The 18,535-nt window shown below is 44.8% G+C and carries 12 protein-coding genes and 1 pseudogene; 5 read left to right on the forward strand and 8 right to left on the reverse strand.

Translation table 11 applies throughout. The features are described from left to right. Positions 1–63: 63 nt before the first annotated feature. The 3 genes from AC1EK4_RS04930 to AC1EK4_RS04940 all read left to right on the forward strand — a co-directional run bounded on the left by AC1EK4_RS04930 (position 64) and on the right by AC1EK4_RS04940 (position 4,778). Positions 64–2,208, forward strand: coding sequence for an FUSC family membrane protein (locus AC1EK4_RS04930; RefSeq protein ID WP_231725601.1), 2,145 nt, complete (start codon positions 64–66; stop codon positions 2,206–2,208). 162 nt (positions 2,209–2,370) lie between these two features. Further along, positions 2,371–3,681, forward strand: a complete 1,311-nt coding sequence (gene eno / locus AC1EK4_RS04935) for a phosphopyruvate hydratase (protein ID WP_036896774.1) — start codon at positions 2,371–2,373, stop codon at positions 3,679–3,681. Positions 3,682–3,779: 98 nt separating this feature from the next. Further along, positions 3,780–4,778, forward strand: coding sequence for an alpha/beta hydrolase (locus tag AC1EK4_RS04940; RefSeq protein WP_480357237.1), 999 nt, complete (start codon positions 3,780–3,782; stop codon positions 4,776–4,778). Between the two features lie 119 nt (positions 4,779–4,897). Here AC1EK4_RS04940 and AC1EK4_RS04945 read toward each other — a convergent pair whose 3' ends face one another. The 6 genes from AC1EK4_RS04945 to AC1EK4_RS04970 form a co-directional block, all read right to left on the reverse strand. Then, positions 4,898–6,562 carry a RagB/SusD family nutrient uptake outer membrane protein gene (locus AC1EK4_RS04945; RefSeq protein ID WP_480357240.1) on the reverse strand — a complete coding sequence of 555 codons (1,665 nt, stop codon included), beginning with the start codon at positions 6,560–6,562 and terminating at the stop codon, positions 4,898–4,900. An 11-nt stretch (positions 6,563–6,573) separates the two neighbouring features. After that, positions 6,574–9,855 carry a TonB-dependent receptor gene (locus AC1EK4_RS04950; RefSeq protein ID WP_480357242.1) on the reverse strand — a complete coding sequence of 1,094 codons (3,282 nt, stop codon included), beginning with the start codon at positions 9,853–9,855 and terminating at the stop codon, positions 6,574–6,576. A 145-nt stretch (positions 9,856–10,000) separates the two neighbouring features. After that, the gene (locus AC1EK4_RS04955; RefSeq protein WP_480357244.1) at positions 10,001–10,954 is read right to left on the reverse strand and encodes a FecR family protein; all 954 of its coding nucleotides are present in this window, start codon (positions 10,952–10,954) and stop codon (positions 10,001–10,003) included. Positions 10,955–11,077: 123 nt separating this feature from the next. Beyond that, positions 11,078–11,632, reverse strand: coding sequence for an RNA polymerase sigma-70 factor (locus AC1EK4_RS04960; RefSeq protein WP_480357246.1), 555 nt, complete (start codon positions 11,630–11,632; stop codon positions 11,078–11,080). A gap of 51 nt (positions 11,633–11,683) precedes the next feature. Beyond that, on the reverse strand, positions 11,684–12,079 hold the full coding sequence (locus AC1EK4_RS04965) for a hypothetical protein (protein WP_480357248.1): 396 nt from the start codon (positions 12,077–12,079) through the stop codon (positions 11,684–11,686). A 2-nt stretch (positions 12,080–12,081) separates the two neighbouring features. Beyond that, a complete protein-coding gene (locus tag AC1EK4_RS04970; RefSeq protein WP_480357250.1) occupies positions 12,082–13,953 on the reverse strand; it encodes an AAA domain-containing protein in 1,872 nt (623 codons plus the stop codon). Between the two features lie 205 nt (positions 13,954–14,158). Between AC1EK4_RS04970 and AC1EK4_RS04975 the strand changes: the two genes are divergently transcribed. Continuing rightward, positions 14,159–16,402 (forward strand): glycoside hydrolase family 20 protein, encoded by a 2,244-nt coding sequence (locus AC1EK4_RS04975; RefSeq protein WP_480357252.1) that lies wholly within the window; start codon positions 14,159–14,161, stop codon positions 16,400–16,402. Positions 16,403–16,429: 27 nt separating this feature from the next. Here AC1EK4_RS04975 and AC1EK4_RS04980 read toward each other — a convergent pair whose 3' ends face one another. Both AC1EK4_RS04980 and AC1EK4_RS04985 read right to left on the reverse strand, forming a co-directional pair. Further along, positions 16,430–17,404, reverse strand: a complete 975-nt coding sequence (locus AC1EK4_RS04980) for a permease (RefSeq protein WP_480357254.1) — start codon at positions 17,402–17,404, stop codon at positions 16,430–16,432. A gap of 24 nt (positions 17,405–17,428) precedes the next feature. Then, positions 17,429–17,884, reverse strand: coding sequence for an arsenate reductase ArsC (locus AC1EK4_RS04985; RefSeq protein WP_082721725.1), 456 nt, complete (start codon positions 17,882–17,884; stop codon positions 17,429–17,431). A 248-nt stretch (positions 17,885–18,132) separates the two neighbouring features. Between AC1EK4_RS04985 and AC1EK4_RS04990 the strand changes: the two are divergent. Then, positions 18,133–18,531, forward strand: a pseudogene (locus tag AC1EK4_RS04990) (1-deoxy-D-xylulose-5-phosphate synthase N-terminal domain-containing protein); the annotation flags it as partial. Positions 18,532–18,535 lie beyond the last annotated feature (4 nt).

The following is an 18,535-nucleotide window of genomic DNA, read 5'->3' on the forward strand; positions in this document are numbered from 1 at the left end:
TATCGTTCAGACGTCATTTTTTATGTCCTAATCCGTGGAAAATCACTACCTTTGCAGACAAGTATGAACAAATTATTAGCAAAGACATACAACGCCTTCATACGGCAATTACGACGGATTTGGATAGATTGTTTCTGGACACATCCCGACAATTTGTGGGCTCTCAAGGTGACATTGGCTATCGCCTTGATGTTGATACCATGCTGTTTATTTGGCGAACCGTTCGTAGGATGTACGTTGGCACTAGGGGCAGTAGGCGCTGCCTTAGCCGAAAACGACGACCATCCACTCGGCCGCATGCGCAGTTTAGCCGTTACCATCGTGAGTTTCGTGATTGTAAGTACAAGCGTCGAACTGCTGAAAGACTATCCGTGGCTGTTTGGTATCGGCTTGGGAGCCACGTCGTTCATACTGATTCTACTCGGCGGACTAAGTACTCGGTATCAAGGGGTGACCTTTGGTGCGCTACTCGTGTCGGTCTATGCCATGCTCGGCGCGGGCATTAAACCGTGGTACTATCAACCCATTCTGCTGCCACTTGGCGGTTTGATGTACGGCAGCATCTCTCTCTTGCTACTTTCGCTACGTCCTTATCGATTGCTGAAAGAGCAGTTGGTCGTGGCTTATGGGCATTTAGCCGACTATCTAAGCGTAAAAGCCGAACTCTTCCCATGTACGAAAGACGAGTATAAAGCGGGGCGCACACAACTGGCCGAGCGCAATATTGCCGTGGGACGCGGCATAGATAGCTGCAAAGACGTGATTTATTCGTGCCTCGATGTACTTGGTGGAAAAAGCACAGAGGGGCTCGCTCCACTTTACCATCAATGGATATTGTTGCAACAACTGCACGAGCGTGCAGCCTCAACCCATCAACGTTACGATGTGTTGAGCCGTCGTTGCAAACACCCTTTGTTACTCGAAGGACTCGGGCAATATCTTTATTGCTTGTCGGAAGCTATTCGGCACTATGCCGACACGATTATTATGGGCGAAAGATTTGCCTTACCGGCCGACTTACGATGGACGAAAGAGGTGGTAGGACACCAATTGGAGGAGAGTACCGACGACCCCGAATACGCCGCACTGTCCATGCTTTATTCCAACCTGTCGCGCATTTCGCTGCTCTTGGAACACGCCGACGACAGCCATCACAGCGAGCCTGTACCCGTAGAAACACTACAATACAAGCCGGCATCACTGAAACAACGACTTCGGGCTCTCTTCAACGAGAACCATCCGCGATTCCGCCATGCCGTGCGACTGTCTATTTGCCTAGTGGCGGGATACGCCCTTGTCGAGGCTTTCCACATGAACAAAGGCGCATGGGTGGTACTGACGATTCTCTTTGTGTGCCAACAAAGTTACGTAGCTACGCGCCAACGCCTCTTCGAACGTATCTTCGGAACCTTTGTCGGAGTAGCCTTAGGCGTCATTTGGGCTCATTTGTTACCCACCGTAGCTGGTCAAATCGTACTTTTATTATTCTCTATATTCACGTTCTTCTATTGGGTTCGCAAGCGCTACACGTATGCCGTGGTCTTCATTACCATGTTCGTGATTGCCGCATTCAACCTACAGACTGGCACCGGTATAGCCGTCATGACCTACCGACTGCTCGATACGCTGCTCGGTTCTATCATGGCTTTCTTGGCCGTAAGGTATATTTGGCCCGATTGGCAATATCGCCATCTACAGCAATTGATGACTGATGCCATCACCAAGACGCTACGCTATTTCAACACCATCTACGAGAACGATGTGCGAGGAGCCGCTTATTATCACAACAGACGCACCGCTCATCAGGCTGATAACGCCTTGGCAAAGGCTTGGAAGGGTATGCATGCCGAACCCAAGAAGAAGCGGAAGTTACAGCGAGAGGCCTATGCACTGACCTATATGCACCACTCTTTGCTGTCGTATGTATCGGCTCTTGGGGCGCATTATTACAGCAAACCACTCACAGCAGAGGATATTGAGACATGTCGATACATCACTCGCGTGATAGAACAAGTGCAGCATAACTTCTCTCCCACTCCGATAAAGACCGACCATCCCGTCACAATAGATGAGGTAAAGGCTTGGAATACCGCTTTCGTCAAGCAACTCTCCACCACCGACAACCACAACATGGTCATCTTATACAACATCTCGAAAGTGGCCGCAGAACTGTTGAAAGAGAGCATCAGTAAAAACAGAAGACGCTAAGAAAGCAGTATACGCACTGTATCAATCTCGCGCATGCGTTAATTTATATAAAATGCACCTCTCTACTGCGCATGGGAGAATGCTATGTGCGAAATTTATGCTAACTTTGCATACATAGACAATACGAATATATTTGTATTTTATAAAATAAAGAAAACAACTATGGTAATTGAAAAAGTACATGCTCGTGAGATTATTGACTCTCGTGGCAATCCTACAGTAGAAGTAGAAGTAACATTGGAAAATGGTGTGATGGGTCGCGCTAGCGTACCATCTGGTGCTTCTACCGGTGAAAACGAGGCTCTTGAGCTTCGCGACGGCGACAAGAACCGTTTCGGTGGCAAGGGCGTTTTGAAAGCTGTAGAGAACGTAAACAACGTCATCGCTCCAGCATTGAAGGGCTTCTGCGTACTCGAACAGCGCAAGATCGATAACAAGATGCTTGAACTCGACGGTACTCCTACAAAGAGTAAGCTCGGTGCTAACGCCATTCTCGGTGTTTCTTTGGCTGTTGCTCAGACTGCTGCCAAGGCTCTCAATATCCCCTTGTATCGCTACATTGGTGGTTGCAATACCTATACTTTGCCCGTACCTATGATGAATATCATCAACGGTGGTGCTCACTCTGACGCTCCTATCGCATTCCAAGAATTCATGATTCGCCCTGTAGGCGCTAAGAACGAGAAAGAAGCTATCCGTATGGGTGCTGAGGTTTTCCACGCATTGGCAAAGAACTTGAAGAAGCGCGGACTCTCTACTGCTGTTGGAGATGAGGGTGGTTTCGCTCCTAGCTTTGATGGTATCGAAGACGCTCTCGACACTATCATCGCTTCAATCAAGGACGCTGGTTACAAGCCGGGTGATGATGTGAAGATTGCTATGGACTGTGCTGCTTCTGAATTTGCTGTTCAGGAAAACGGTCAGTGGTTCTACGACTATCGTCAACTCAAGAACGGTATGCCGAAGGACGTAAAGAATGGCAAGAAGCTTACAGCTGAAGAGCAAATCGCTTACTTGGAAGAACTTATCACAAAATATCCTATCGACTCTATCGAGGACGGTCTTGATGAGAACGACTGGGAGAACTGGGTGAAGCTGACAGCTAAGATTGGTGACCGTTGCCAGTTGGTTGGTGACGACTTGTTCGTAACTAACGTGAAGTTCTTGGAAAAGGGTATCAAGATGGGTGCAGCTAACTCAATCCTGATTAAAGTCAACCAAATCGGTTCATTGTCTGAAACTCTTGACGCAATCGAGATGGCTCACCGTCACGGTTACACCACTGTTACTTCTCACCGTTCGGGCGAAACAGAGGATACTACTATCGCTGACATCGCCGTAGCTACCAACTCCGGTCAGATTAAGACCGGTTCTATGAGCCGCACAGACCGTATGGCTAAGTACAACCAGCTCATCCGCATCGAGGAAGAATTGTGCTGCTCAGCTAAGTATGGTTATACTAAGATGAAGTAAAACAGCCCTACGCCTCCCTCGCCAAAGAGAGAAGGTATTGAGCTCTAATAAATAAAGGATAGTTTCATACCATGAAGCTATCCTTTTTTCGTTTACTTATGAAACAGAAATCGTATATCGGCCGATGGCTGGGCATCCTTTTGGGAACCCTAATCATCATCATCACAGCCGCATCGTGCTACATGCTCTCGTTCTCCCTGTCTCCTAGAGACAACCGGGAAACATATGTGAAGACACAATTACAGGAAGTGGTAGCTGCAAATCCCGAAATTAAACCGTGGATAGACAGCCTGCTGCATATTCATGCACTACACGACACCATTATATATAAGGTGAATGGTGAGCGTATGCACGTCTACTATGCCTATGCACCGAGCCGTACCCCACTCACAGCCTTGCTCATCCATGGGTATAAAGACAGTGCCGTGAAGATGCTGCATATAGCCTATATCTACGCCCGAATGGGATATAACGTGCTGTTGCCCGACCTCTATGGACACGGCCTAAGCGATGGCGACCATATACAAATGGGATGGGAAGACCGCAAAGATGTCTTGCGCTGGTCAGCGTTTGCCGATTCGCTGTTCGTCGGAACGAAGCAAGTGCTTCATGGTATATCCATGGGAGCAGCCACAGTGATGATGTTATCAGGTGAAAACACCCCGTCTTACATTCGCTGTTTCATAGAAGATTGTGGCTATACCGACGTGTGGGATGAGTTTAGAGGGGAACTTTCAAACCAATTCAGCCTCCCCTCATTCCCTTTGATGTACACCACGAGTGCACTTTGCAAGCTGCGTTACGGTTGGTCTTTTGCTGAAGCTTCAGCATTAAAGCAAGTTGCAAAATGCAACAAACCGATGCTCTTTATCCATGGCACGACCGATACCTACGTACCCACCCGTATGGTTTACCCGCTCTATACGGGCAAACCGCAGCCCAAACAACTCGCCCTCTTCCCCCACTCGGCTCATGCCATGAGCTATACCGACCATCGTCAAAAGTATACCGAGATCGTAAAACGATTTGTTGGAAAATATATGGGTTTGCTGCAAAGGCCGAACAGGAGTATTGCCTTGCCTATTCAGAATCGCTGAAAAGTTCTAGCAGCATCTCTGCCGAATCATTGCAACAAAATAAAAGGTGTACCAACGCATCATCGTTTGGTACACCCTTATTCATATTTCATCCTCGAATAAAGAATGAGAAAAAGAGATTATTTATATCCTTCGTTCTGTATAAGTTGTTTATTGCGGTCGAGTTCGGCCTGAGGAATAGGTAGATAACGCTGGAACGGTTTGAAGACACGGTCTTCCAACTTTCTCGCAGTTTGATTATCAGAAGTAGGAAGAGCAATAACTGCACGACGTGTAGGATCGGACTCTTTATAATCTATCGTTCCGATCATACGATATAGTGTCCCGTTCAGCACCGTCTCTGCCACCATTTTTCCCGTTTTGTCTTTCCATCTTACGATGTCTGCCCGGCGCAAACCTTCACCCGCTAACTCTATGCAACGCTCTCTTCTGACCAATTCTCTGATTGCGTCTTGGGTATTGTAGCGTGAACGGTCTACCGGTATCTGTCCTCCGCGCTTTCTTAACATATCTATAATGTCGAGTGCCTCCGTTAGATTCTTATTCAATTCCACATCAGCCTCAGCAATAGTAAGAAGCACTTCAGCATATCTGAAGACTATCGGACATAATCCTTCATTGTCGAGTGCTGGAGAATACTGCGATAATGGCGTGGTGTACTTGGCCCAAATCATACCCGATTTAGAAGAGTTATTAGCTGCATCGTAGTAATCAGCGTTCTTCTTATCATTTATTTTCTTATCCAAAGTGTTGAATACACGCGTCTTACCATCAGAGCCCACCCAATCCATTCCGGGATAAACAACGGTCTTATATAAGCGTGGATCTCTATTGGCAAAAGGATGTACAGGATCATAGCCAGACCCTTCTTCAGTAATGGATTTGCCATTTGCCATCTCAAACATGTCGACCAAATTCTGTGTCGGTACGAAAGAAGCCCATCCTCCATCCTGATTATTGAATAATCGAATGGCATTACCAAACTCATAAGTGGTGGGCACATGCTGCATGGCATAGATGATCTCTTTGGAATCTTGACCACTCATAGAAAACATTTTCAAATAATCGGGATCAAGAGAATAAATACCTAGCTCTTTTATCTTATTGGCAGCATCGAGCGCTTGAGCATAATCGCCCCAATAAAGGGAGGCACGCATCTTGATGGCTAAGGCTGTTCCACGTGCTATTCTACCACGCTCGACAGGCATTTTTACTAAATCAGGTATGGCCGCATCCAACTCCTTGTACACGTATTCCTTCACTTCCGCCTCGGTATTACGAGCAACTTGAGCCTCGGCAGCGGTCTCCGCAAACTTTGTAATAAGTGGTACTCCACCATACCAAAAATTCATCTGGAAGTATCGCCAAGCCCGTATGGTACGTACTTGCGCCATATAGTCTTTCTTAGTAGCCTCATTGAGAAAGGTAAGTGGTTCTACATTGTCTAAAAACGACGTGCATCTACGAATGGTAGAGTAATCATAATACTTGATGGTTTTAGCTTGCGACAACGATCCATTTCCCACATACTTATAGCTACTCGAACCAGTATAGTTGTACCCTATGTCCGAAGTGCAGTCAGCAAAGAATATATCAGAGGAACCGGTATGCGGATTATACCATCCATCATAGCATGCTGTGACAGCACTTTTGACGTCTTTCTCCGACTTCCAAAATGTAGTTGGTGACAGAGCATCCTCTGGTGCGGTGTCTAGAAACGACTCGCATGATGTGGCCAAAAGACCTATCATTCCAATAGTAATATATATTTTAAAAGCTTTCATCTTGCTGTTATTTAGAATTTTATATTGATTCCAAAGGAATTAGTCATCAGTTGTGGATAGTGAGACCCGCGTCCTGAAGGAGATTCGGGATCTATATTCACAGGCAGATTGTCTATCTTAAAGAGGTTCTCGGCTGCATAATATAATCTTATACGTTCCAATCCAATTTTCTTCGTCAACTGGCTAGGCAGCGTATAACCTATTTGCAAACTCTTGCAACGAAGATAGTTGGTATTGAAAATCCAAAATGAAGAGCGATTGGTAGGATAACTTGGTGACATTTTAGCTTCTGCTATATATGGGAACTTACCATTGGGATTATCGGCAGACCATGCATCAAACCATACAGTCGAAGGATGTGAGGTATCTCCTGTAAAATCCCCAAACACCTCTTCGTTAAAATATCTGTTCACACCGATGGCTCCTTGTAACAGCATAGACAAGTCAAAGTGTTTATAAGTCCCTGATAGATTAAGTCCAAAAGTCATCTTTGGTTGTTCAGCCTTGAACACAGTACGGTCAGCAGAGGTGAGTTTTCCATCTTCATTGACATCTACATAACGTATGTCACCAGCCTTAAATTTACGGCCAAAAGGATTGCCATACTTTTCTGTGAAGGCATTAGCCTCCTCTTGACTTTGGAATAATCCGTCAGCTTGGTAGGCATAGAACGAGTTGTAAGCACAACCTACACGATTGATATAGTAATCATCGATCATCTCGTTGACACCACCTAAGTCGAGTATTTCATTTTTATTGAAAGCTACATTGCCCACAATATTCATCGACCATTGTTTCGCCTGCTTCTGGTAACCTAACGAAATCTCGACACCACTGTTCTGCATTGAACCTACATTATCTTTATACGCTGATAAACCAAAGGTTCTCGGGACAGGTACAGACATAATAATACCCGTAGTCTTACGCTTATAATAGTCTACATTCAGGGTCAGTCCACGCAGCAATGTCATGTCTAAACCGATACCCCATGTTGTGGTTTTCTCCCAAGAGATGGTTGAAAGCTTATACGAAGTTTGTGCAATACCTGTATTTACCACCCCGTTGAAAGGATAATTCTTACCAACAGAGTAAGTAAGAAGGGCAGGATAGTAATCTGACAGTGCGTCTTGATTACCCAATTGTCCCCACGAAGCTCTTACTTTCAAGTTGTCCAACCAACTACGAGTAGACTCCATGAAACTCTCTTCACTGATGCGCCAACCTGCAGAGAATGACGGGAAGTACCCCCATCGATGTCCTCTAGCAAAACGAGAAGATGCATCTGCACGCAGATTTGCCTCAAATAAGTATCGATTAGCATACTCGTAATTGATACGACCGAAGTACGACATCATGGCCAATTCGCGCGAATAACCACCATTAGTTTGCGTAGATTCAGTACCGGCATCCATATCTGTCACTTCGTTATTGGGGAAATCAGTACGAGTTCCGCTCAGTTCCTTATAATTATAATCTTCTAGTCGATAACCGAGAAGTCCTTTGACATCATGTTGTCCGAATGTCTTGTGATAGTTGAGCAATGCATCAAAGGCATAACGATTCCATAGATAACTAGCATCTTTCAATTTATTCGGGCCATGATATTTATTCTTATTATACTGAATATCCTTGGTAAAAGCCTTATAATCTTGTACATTACTGATGTAAGTACCTTGGGCTGTCAATACAAGCCCGTCCATCATCTTGTAATCAACAGATAGGATTCCTGTAAAATTTTGATTCTTTCGCTGAATAGCTTGGTCTAAATCGAGCCATGCTATAGGGTTTCCGTCTCCGATAGTACCATATGTTCCATCCTCGTTCTTGTATGCAACCCAAGGCGCAATACGATTCAATTGACGCAGAATCTGGTCAGACCCTCCTCCCACATATGAGTTGTCGGCATCGTCATAACTGTTATTGATATAAGCCAAATTACTATGTGCGGTAAAATGGTCGGATAGTTTGATGTCGATATTAGAACGCACATTAAACTGCATACGGCTACAATTACGTAGAACTCCCTCTTGTGTGAGGAATCCACCAGACGTCATATATTTCACCCATTCGTTTCCACCACTCACGTTTATATTGTGATGTTGCATGAAACCGCTTCCGTCAAAGGCTAATGAGTGCCAATCAGTATTGGGATAATTATATGGATCGGAGCCATCACGGAACTTTTGAATCTCCTCTTCAGAAAATTTCGGAGCCTTTCCACTATTACTTAAGGCTAAATTATAATAGGTAGCAGCATCGGCAGAATTCATTCTTTCGATATAACCGGTCTCTGATTGCCAACCTACAGAGCCACTGTAATTAACCGAAGGTTTACCTACGGCACCGCGTTTAGTAGTTATCAAGATGACGCCATTGGCAGCCTTCGAACCATAGATAGCAGCCGAAGCTGCATCTTTCAGCACGGATATAGACTCTATATCGTTTGGATCGAGCGAGTTCATCGTACCGGTTTCTACACCATCGACCAGAATATAAGGACTGGCACTATTCAGTGTACCGGTTCCACGTACCCTAATAGTGGCACCTTCTTGCCCCGGTCTACCCTGCCCTTGGGTCACAGCAACGCCCGGAGCCAATCCTTGTATAGCACTAGACAATGTCGTTACGGGGCGATTGGCTAAATCCTTGCTGCCAATATTCGCTACCGAACCGGTAAGATCCATCTTCTTTTGCGTTCCATAACCCACTACAACAATCTCTTCAAGAGCCGAAACGTTATCGGTTAAGATAATAGATAGATTATCTGCTGCCTTCACTTCTTGGTCGTTTGAACCAATATATGAAATGAGTAATGTACTTCCTAAAGGTGTATTAAGAACAAAATGCCCATCTACGTCAGTCACAGTACCATTGGTTGTGCCCTTTTGTACGACCGTTGCTCCGGTCAAAGGCTCGCCTTTTGCATCTTTTACCGTACCCGTGATTCGGCGTTGTTGAGCATTAGTCTCTCCTTGTTGTACCTTCTCTTTACTGATGATAATGTGCCCATTATTCATCTCATAAGTGTAGCCAGTCCCTTTAAGAATGCTTGCCAATGCCTTATGAAGACTTCCACTGCCCTCTCTAACATTAACAATGCGGTTCAAATCAATGACAGCCACATCATAATCCACCGACTTCTTTGCTTGTTTTTCGATTTCCACGAAAGCTTCTTTAAGCGTAATACGGTCGCTTTTAAATCGAATATTCTGTGCATACAGACTATTCGGCAGCCATACAGCGGTCGTAAACAAAAGCCCTATGAACAAGCCATAATTCTTTTTGTTTTTCATTCTAATGGTTTATTAATGGTTATTTAATAGATTGATTATGCTTAATGAACATAAAAAGGCTACCCTTTTTACTATTAAGAAGGTTACAAGGAGCTTCACGCACAAAATAATAATTATTTTTTTAGAGAAAAGCTATTCTAAGTTTTTAATATAGTTGTGGATGCGGAGTAATATAGATACTGTCACCTTTCTGTACATAATCGAATGGTGTACATATATTACTTAATACTTTAAGGATGCTGTTAAGCGATTCTTCGGATTTGAATTTTACATGATAGAGTCCTCTCATGGCATCCATATTACGACAAATAATATGGATACTGTAGCGATGTTGCAACCTTGAGATCACTTCACGGAAGTCAATAGCATCGAAAATAAGATTTCCCTCATTCCACGACAGCACCTGTTGAGCATCTACATCTACTATTGTTACTTCTCTACTTATCTTGTTATAGATAAGCTTATGGTCGGGTTCCATCAGATACTTAGAGTTCACTGACTTGCTAGAGAGTTGTTGCCGCACAGCAACTTCTGTCTTCCCTTCTTTTAAGGTGGTCGATACCCATTTCGAATCTGGATAGGCCAATACATGAAATACAGTTCCTAGCGCTTTTACCGATAGCTGTTCCGTTTGTACAATGAAAGGGTGGGCTGTATCTTTGTGTATAGCGAAGTTGGCTTCTCCTGTCAAAAAGACATTTCGGGTAGCCGAACAAAATTTGCTAGGATAAATCAATGTGGAACCACCATTAATAGTTGCTACAGTACTATCAGCTAATATTATTTGACGCACAGTCCCATTTGGCACTGTTATTTGTACCAATTGTATATCTTGTTTGTCTATATGTTCTAGGCGTCTCAGCAACAAGACCGTAGTAATAGAAGTGAGTAACACCAACAACATAGCAGCTATACCCAACCTTACATAGCGTTTGAAACGAACTTGATGTCGCATTATACCTTTTATTTTATGCAAATCCTCTATCGTTTCTGTCGAAGCTTCGCCATCTATCTCATTCCACAATAACTCCATCGCATTCTCTTGCCCCAAACGTTCTTGACTGTTCAGAAGCCACCAAACAAATTTCTGTTGTGTCAAAATCGAGAAAGTTCTTTTACAAAATTGACGTATGATTGCCTGTATCTCTTGATTGTTCATATCTTACCTTTATATATATAAGAAGGTGAAAGCCACTTTTAGGCACAAAAATTATTTAGGATATCACATAAATAAAACGAACATGAGTTTGACAACCTTCCTAATCTCAGCCAAAGCTGCACTTAGATGATTCTCTACAGTACGCTTGCTAATACCTAATTTCGCCGCAATCTCACTATTGGGAAGATTCTCCTTCCGACTCATGACAAAGACCTTTTGACGCTGAGGTGTCATCTGTAAGATGGTTGTATCAATGAGTTCTTGCAGTTGAGCAGCAAACATTTGCTCTTCTACATCATTCGTCTGTATGGGTTTTCTTAGTGCGTGAAGTAGGTATTTATCTTGGACAAGACTATGATCAAAATAGTCATAGATAGCAAACTTGGCAGTATGAAAAAGATAAGATTTGAAAGATCTTACCTGACAACACCTCTCACGCTCTTTCCAAAGTTTCAAAAAAATGTCTTGACTAATATCGCGAGCTATCTCATGGTCTTTGACAAAGCACTCAATAAAAGCAACCAACTTTGGTTGATATTTCAAGAAAAGCAAGTCAAAGGCTTTCTCATCGCCTCGGCCGAACGCTTCTATCTGTATTTCAAGGTCTGTGTCTGTCATGTCTTTGGTATGCTTTGAAGACGCTCAGAAAAATATATTCTCAACAAAATATCAATCTTTCTTCCCGTATTCCCGTTGTAGTTCTGCTATGCGGGCATGTCGTTCCATGGAGTAGGTACCGCTATTGGCTTCTAAATAATCCAAGAGCGAGAAGGCTTTAGAGAGCAGGATGTCACGTGTCGGTCCGGTTTCTATACAACCTTCATGGTAGTATAACTCTGATAACATTTCGAGTTTCATAATGCGTTTTTCCGGAGTTTCACCCTCAAGTGCCTGCATCACTTCATCAATGGTGGCCGTACCGTAAAACGCATAAGGCCCTACATACTGCTCATATAGTTTATGCAGTTCTTCTTTTCGAGCCGTAAACTCTTTCTTTTCCAGTACTTTGGCCAGTGCAGCCATAAACTCTTGTATGAGTCTGAGGTAGTAGTCGCGTTGTAACATCGTTATGATTCGTTTTGAATACTTTCATATAGTTTCTTATAAAAAGGATGCCTGGTGAGCGTATCTACGTCGCCTAGGATGATGAGTTTCATTCGGGCACGCGTGATAGCCACGTTCATTCGTCGCAAATCATTGAGAAATCCTATCTGCCCTTCATCGTTACTGCGCACCAACGAAATCAGAATCACATCGCGTTCCTGCCCTTGGAATCCGTCGACGGTGTTTACCGAGATGAGATGTCGATAGGATTTGAAGAATTCGCGCTTACCGATGAGGCGTCGCAAATATTGCACTTGGGCACGATAGGGAGAAATAATCCCCACGTCGATACGCTCTTCCAACACGCGCTCCTTACCTATCTTATAATAATAAGCCTCCAGTTTTTGCAACGTCAATTCAGCCTCCTCCTTGTTAATTCGGCCGAAACTCTCTCCCACGAAAGTCTCTCCTGTCGTCACTTCCGTACGCTCCCACTCAATAGGATTATCATAATCCAGAATGCCACGGAACTTAATCTGAGGTGCACTCTCTACCTGTCCGCCATAAAACCAGTCGCTCGAAAAACGCATTATCTGCTCGTTCATACGGTATTGCACCTTGAGTAGCGTCACCACTTCGGGCTTGTTTTCCACAATTCGTTCCATGAGCGTCTTGCCTAGTCCAGCTTTCAATGCCGCAATACTCTTGATGGTAGGCGGCAATTGACAATGGTCGCCGGCCAAGATGACACGTGTTGCCTTACGAATAGCTATCCAACAAGCAGCTTCAAGAGCCTGCGCTGCCTCGTCGATGAAGAGCGTTCCGAACTTCTGACGGTCGAGTAAACGGTTCGCTGCACCCGTTAATGTAGATGCAACAACACGAGCTTCGCCGAATAGTTGGGCATTGATGCGTATCTCAAGTTCCGCTGCTCGACTCTTCAAACGTTCCAATTTCTGATGGTAACGGTCGTCCCGGCCACGCCGTTGGCCTCTCAACTCACGTATAGCTTTCCGTATAGCCCACAGCTGGGGATAATCCGGATGCGACTCGAAGCGTCTCTCATAGGTGAACGACAACATCTTATCATTCACACGCGATGGATTACCGATACGCAGCACATTAATACCACGGTCTACCAACTTCTCCGAAATCCAGTCTACGGCCATATTGCTCTGTGCACAAACGAGCACCTGACTCTCGCGCATCAGTGTTTCGTTGATGGCTTCTACCAATGTGGTAGTCTTCCCTGTGCCCGGTGGACCATGCACCACCGCCACATCTTTAGCCCACAACACCTCGTTCACGGCCTTCTCCTGCGTAGCGTTGAGCCATGGGAAACGCGTGGCTGCAAAAGTAAATCGTTCGGCCGGGCGATGCGAATAGAACAAATCGCGCAGATAGGCCAATCGATTTCCATCGGCACGGGTCACCTTGTCAAGTGCTTCAAACATCAGTCGGTAACTTGTTTCGTCGAAAAATAGCTGCACACCCACCATAGATGTACAGGCCTGCACATCCGACAAGCAAGCCGAGTCGGGCACAGTGACAACCATGCGCTCACCTTCTACGTAGCCCACCGAACCAGTAAAAGGGAAATAATGTATGCGTCCGCTCTCACCATCGACGCGAAAGAATACCACCGGTCGGCCATACTCGAAGTTACATTCTATCTCCTCATCGGTCGTACGAAACACTTCCAGCGACAGTTGGTTCAGCGAATTATAGTAGCTTTTGCCCACTCTCAGCAGATACCAAGCATCGCCACGCTTCACCTTTCGTTGCAATCCCATCGTTTCGGTTTGCTTCCGAAAGGCTTCTTTCTCTGTGTTGTATTCCAACTCCAGCAACAATCGTTGCTGTTTAAGACTTTGTATGGTCGACGTTTCACTCATAGCTGCATGCAAAAATAGCAATAAATATGCTAACAACAAAGCCTGTCGTCATCGCTTTTTTTTGAGAAAGTTACGTTGTCGGTATCTATTTTATTTCGTAATTTTGCATCTATACAATATCATTCAATCCCGTTATAACCTAATGAGAGAAACGTTTTTATCCATAAGTATACGCATTGTTCTAGTTAGCTTGGCATGGAGTTGCATGCCCTTGAAAGCTGCACAGCCATCACCGACCATCCATCTTATCCCTCAACCACAAGAGATTCAAGTTGGCGAAGGTACTTTCCTGTTCTCCCCATCTACCACGATTGGCGTGGCCCACCCATCACAACAGCCCGTCATACAGCTATTCGTCGACGCGTTACGGCGAGATTTGGGCTTTACACCCAAGATGGTATCGACCGACCAAGCCGACATACGCATCATCACAGATAGCAGTCTAGCGGACGAAAGTTATATCCTTGACGTCGATACCAAACATATCACAATCCGCTCGGCTGGTAATAATGGACTCTTCTATGCGATACAATCGCTTCGCCAACTCATGCCTACGCAATCACCATGGTGCGTACCTGCTGTTACCATCAAAGACTCGCCACGCTTTGGCTATCGTGGTGTAATGATTGATGTTGCACGTTTTTTCACTCCCAAAGACCATCTTCTACAAATCATCGACTGCATGTCGATGCTTAAACTCAACCGACTTCACCTGCATTTGACAGACGACAATGGGTGGCGTATTGAAATAAAACGTTATCCACGGCTCACGTCTGTAGGCTCTAAACGCGTGGTTAGGCCGGGCAAATTCTTCCCCGAGCGACGCAATCCGGAGCCCGGTGAACCGGTTTATGAGAAGGGATTCTACACTCAAACCGACATTCGAGAGATTGTATCCTACGCTGCTGCTCGGCAAATAGAGGTGATTCCCGAAATCGACCTACCTGCCCATAGCAACGCTGCATTGGCCGCTTACCCGGCATTGAAGTGTCCGGTAGTTGACCAACCCACCGGTGTACTACCCGGACTGGGTGTTGCTCGTGCCAAGATTATATTCTGTGCAGGTAACGACAGCGTATATTCTTTCCTCCACAACGTACTCGATGAGGTGATGGAGTTGTTCCCCTCGCATTACATTCACATCGGTGGCGACGAGGCCGACAAAACTTATTGGAAACGTTGTCCGCGCTGTCAAGCACGCATGAAGCACGAACATATAACCAACGAAGAAGACCTACAGGGCTATTTCATGTCACAATTAGCACAATATATACGCAGCAAAGGGCGCAAAGTGATAGGCTGGGACGAACTGACTAACAGCCAAACACTACCCGAAGGGGCTGTCATCTTCGGTTGGCGAGGAATGGGACAAGCCGCTCTAAAAGCTGCCCGACAGGGACATCCCATCGTTATGACACCGGCTCAAAAACTCTATCTCATCCGCTATCAGGGTCCCCAACGCTTTGAACCGATTACCTATTTCGGCAACAACACGCTGAAAGATGTGTACGACTACGAACCCGTACAACGCGATTGGACGTCCGCCATCACACAACAACTACTTGGTATACAAGGCTCTTTGTGGACAGAATTCTGCCAGACCACTGCCGATGTCGACTATCTGCTCTTCCCTCGCATGCTAGCCTTGGCCGAAACAGCGTGGACTATGCCCGTACATAAAGATTGGAATCGATTCTTGAAAGCCACCGACAACTACTGCGAACAACTCGGAAACATGGGTATCGTACCGGCACGTTCGATGTTTAACATTCAAGAATCGGTCGTTCCGCACAATGGGAAACTACAAGTGGCACTCGACTGTATCCGTCCCGACGTGCAAATACGGTACACTCTCGATGGCACACCACCTAGCCCGACCTCTCCCCTATACACCTCACCACTCGAAGTGTCTACCGATGTCACCATTCAGGCTGCCACTTTCCGCGATAACCATCAGGAAGGTGAGACCTTGTCATTCCCCATTCATTGGAACAAAGCCACAGCTTGCCCCATCAAAACTATGGGCGCCACCCTACCCTACACATTGACCAACGGGGTACGAGGTACCATGAAGTGCACCGATTCAGAGTGGTGCTCGTGGAATAATACCGATAGCGCATCATTCATCATCGACCTACAACGCATCCAACCCATTAAATACATCCGTCTAGGATGTATCAATAACTATGGAGTAGCCGTACATCGGCCGGCTCAAATAGACGTTTTGGCATCTAAGGATGGGCGAAAGTTCCGTCCCATAGCAACCTACCAGTGCGATGAAGCCGACTTGTTTGCCGATGGAACTTTCCGTGAAGACCTTTCTTTCGCCTTCCAATCAAAGGCTCGATATGTCAAGATACAAGTGCGTGGAGCTGGTATTTGTCCCCCATCCCACGTCCGTCCCGGCCAAAAATCCCGTTTCTTCTTCGACGAGGTGATAGTGGAATAAAGATGAGAAGAATGGAATGTTCTTTTTCTACAGACTAAATATAAAGTTGTAGAAGTAGCCTAGTATCACGATAAAAAGTGTGACTGTCCCAAAATAAATACCAATGAGTCGCCACGTCATGACTTTTTTCAACAGTGTAGCTTCCGGTAACGAAAGTCCTATTACTGCCATCATGAACGCCAAGGCTGTACCCATGGGAATACCTTTAGCCACAAGCACTTGAATGACAGGTACAATTCCTGCGGCATTAGCATACATGGGGACAGCCAATATGACGCTGAGTGGCACTGCAACCCATTGATTAGCTGCCATATATTCAGCGAAAAAGCCTTCCGGAACATACCCATGCATGGCTGCCCCGATTCCAATTCCTACAAAAATATAGATGATGACACCTTTCACAATATTCCATGCTTCGCGGATGATAGATGGCATCCGCTGAACAAAAGTAACATGGTCGTGCTCCCATTCTTCTGTTTGGACAGTGGAATTCTGTTGGATATGCCTAACCCATTCGCTCAGATAGTTATCTAGATGTATCTTGTTAAGTATAAATCCTCCGACTACGCCAAGCAAGATACCACTCAATACATAAATTATTGTAATTCGGAAACCGAATGTTCCAAGAAACATAGCGACAGCGACCTCATTGACTAAGGGTGAAGTAATGAGGAAAGCCAACGTCACTCCCAATGGAATGCCGCCTTTCACAAAGCCGATGAAAAGAGGAATAGACGAACAAGAACAGAATGGAGTGATTGCACCAAAGACCGAAGCCAGAACATATTGCATACCATAAAGTTTATGGTTGACAAGGTAATTGCGCAATCTTTCTATCGGAAAATAAGCATTGACGATACCCATGATGATACTGATAAAGAAGAGTAACAATAAAATCTTCATCGTATCATAAAAGAAAAAATTGACTGCGATGCCCAATGAACTGTGGGAATCTAGTCCAATACAACGAAAGGAAAGCCAATCTGCAAAAGCCTGTAACATGTTTATATCGTATTGAATGGAATATTAGCCGTTACTACATATACATTTTGGCAAATCAGATGAAGTAATCTCTGTAAAATAGAACTTTGTGAATTCACGCTTAATCTCTTCGCGAACCCTAACAAATTCATTGTATATAAAATCCGGGGAGCCTGTCACCTTAGAGGGATCTTCAAAGCCTATATGCATTCGTTTGCCTACTTTACCTTGGAATATAGGGCAAGTCTCGTTAGCATGATCACATACCGTTATGACATAATCCCAACATTGGTCTAGATAACGTTCTACCGATGTGGGCGTATGGGTGCTGATATCAATACCTATCTCCTGCATCATAGATACCGCCATAGCATTAACATGGGCAGCAGGTTGTGTGCCTGCCGAACAGACTTCCAATGTTTTATCAAGCGATTGCAGGAAACCATGTGCCATTTGGCTACGACAACTGTTGCCTGTACATAATATTAGAATCCGTGACATCTTTTTTAATGAAAATAAGACTAAGTTAGGAATAATTGCATAAATTCCCCTTTCATCATTCCACAATCTCTTACTTACTTTCCTGCAAACCTTCGGCTTAAGCCCAATATCATTTGAATCAAGAAATCATTCTGTAATATTGGTACTTATAAATGTAATATTTATAGTATCATGCACGAGTCTTTTATTTACCTTTGCACCGTGAATCATCAGATTAAAAAAGCAAGATAAACAAACTATAACATCATATGTATATTGAAAAAATCAACAGTCCCAAGGATTTGAAGGGACTCTCTGTAGAACAACTCAACACTGTTGCCGATGAAATACGTGCCGGAATCTTGAACCGCGTGAGCCAGCACGGTGGTCATGTGGGCCCTAACTTGGGTTTCACAGAGGCTACTGTAGCGCTTCATTACGTATTCAACGCTCCCGAAGATAAAATTGTTTTTGATATTTCTCACCAGAGTTATCCGCACAAGATGCTCACCGGACGTGCCGAAGGGTTCTTGGATTCAAGCAAGATTGACAGCGTTTCTGGATTCAGCTCACCTATTGAATCGCCTGTATACGACAATTTTGAGATTGGACACACCTCAACTTCCGTATCATTGGCATCGGGTTTACAGAAAGCACGCGACATCATGATTA

This window comes from Prevotella sp. C0026C3, assembly GCF_056590795.1.

Excerpts from the sequence above, each read along its gene's own strand:
- AC1EK4_RS04930 (WP_231725601.1), top strand. The coding sequence starts at position 64 with ATGAACAAATTATTAGCAAAGACATACAACGCCTTCATACGGCAATTA.
- eno (WP_036896774.1), top strand. The coding sequence starts at position 2,371 with ATGGTAATTGAAAAAGTACATGCTCGTGAGATTATTGACTCTCGTGGC.
- AC1EK4_RS04940 (WP_480357237.1), top strand. The coding sequence starts at position 3,780 with ATGAAACAGAAATCGTATATCGGCCGATGGCTGGGCATCCTTTTGGGA.
- AC1EK4_RS04945 (WP_480357240.1), bottom strand. The coding sequence starts at position 6,562 with ATGAAAGCTTTTAAAATATATATTACTATTGGAATGATAGGTCTTTTG.
- AC1EK4_RS04950 (WP_480357242.1), bottom strand. The coding sequence starts at position 9,855 with ATGAAAAACAAAAAGAATTATGGCTTGTTCATAGGGCTTTTGTTTACG.
- AC1EK4_RS04960 (WP_480357246.1), bottom strand. The coding sequence starts at position 11,632 with ATGACAGACACAGACCTTGAAATACAGATAGAAGCGTTCGGCCGAGGC.
- AC1EK4_RS04965 (WP_480357248.1), bottom strand. The coding sequence starts at position 12,079 with ATGTTACAACGCGACTACTACCTCAGACTCATACAAGAGTTTATGGCT.
- AC1EK4_RS04970 (WP_480357250.1), bottom strand. The coding sequence starts at position 13,953 with ATGAGTGAAACGTCGACCATACAAAGTCTTAAACAGCAACGATTGTTG.
- AC1EK4_RS04975 (WP_480357252.1), top strand. The coding sequence starts at position 14,159 with ATGCCCTTGAAAGCTGCACAGCCATCACCGACCATCCATCTTATCCCT.
- AC1EK4_RS04980 (WP_480357254.1), bottom strand. The coding sequence starts at position 17,404 with ATGTTACAGGCTTTTGCAGATTGGCTTTCCTTTCGTTGTATTGGACTA.
- AC1EK4_RS04985 (WP_082721725.1), bottom strand. The coding sequence starts at position 17,884 with ATGTCACGGATTCTAATATTATGTACAGGCAACAGTTGTCGTAGCCAA.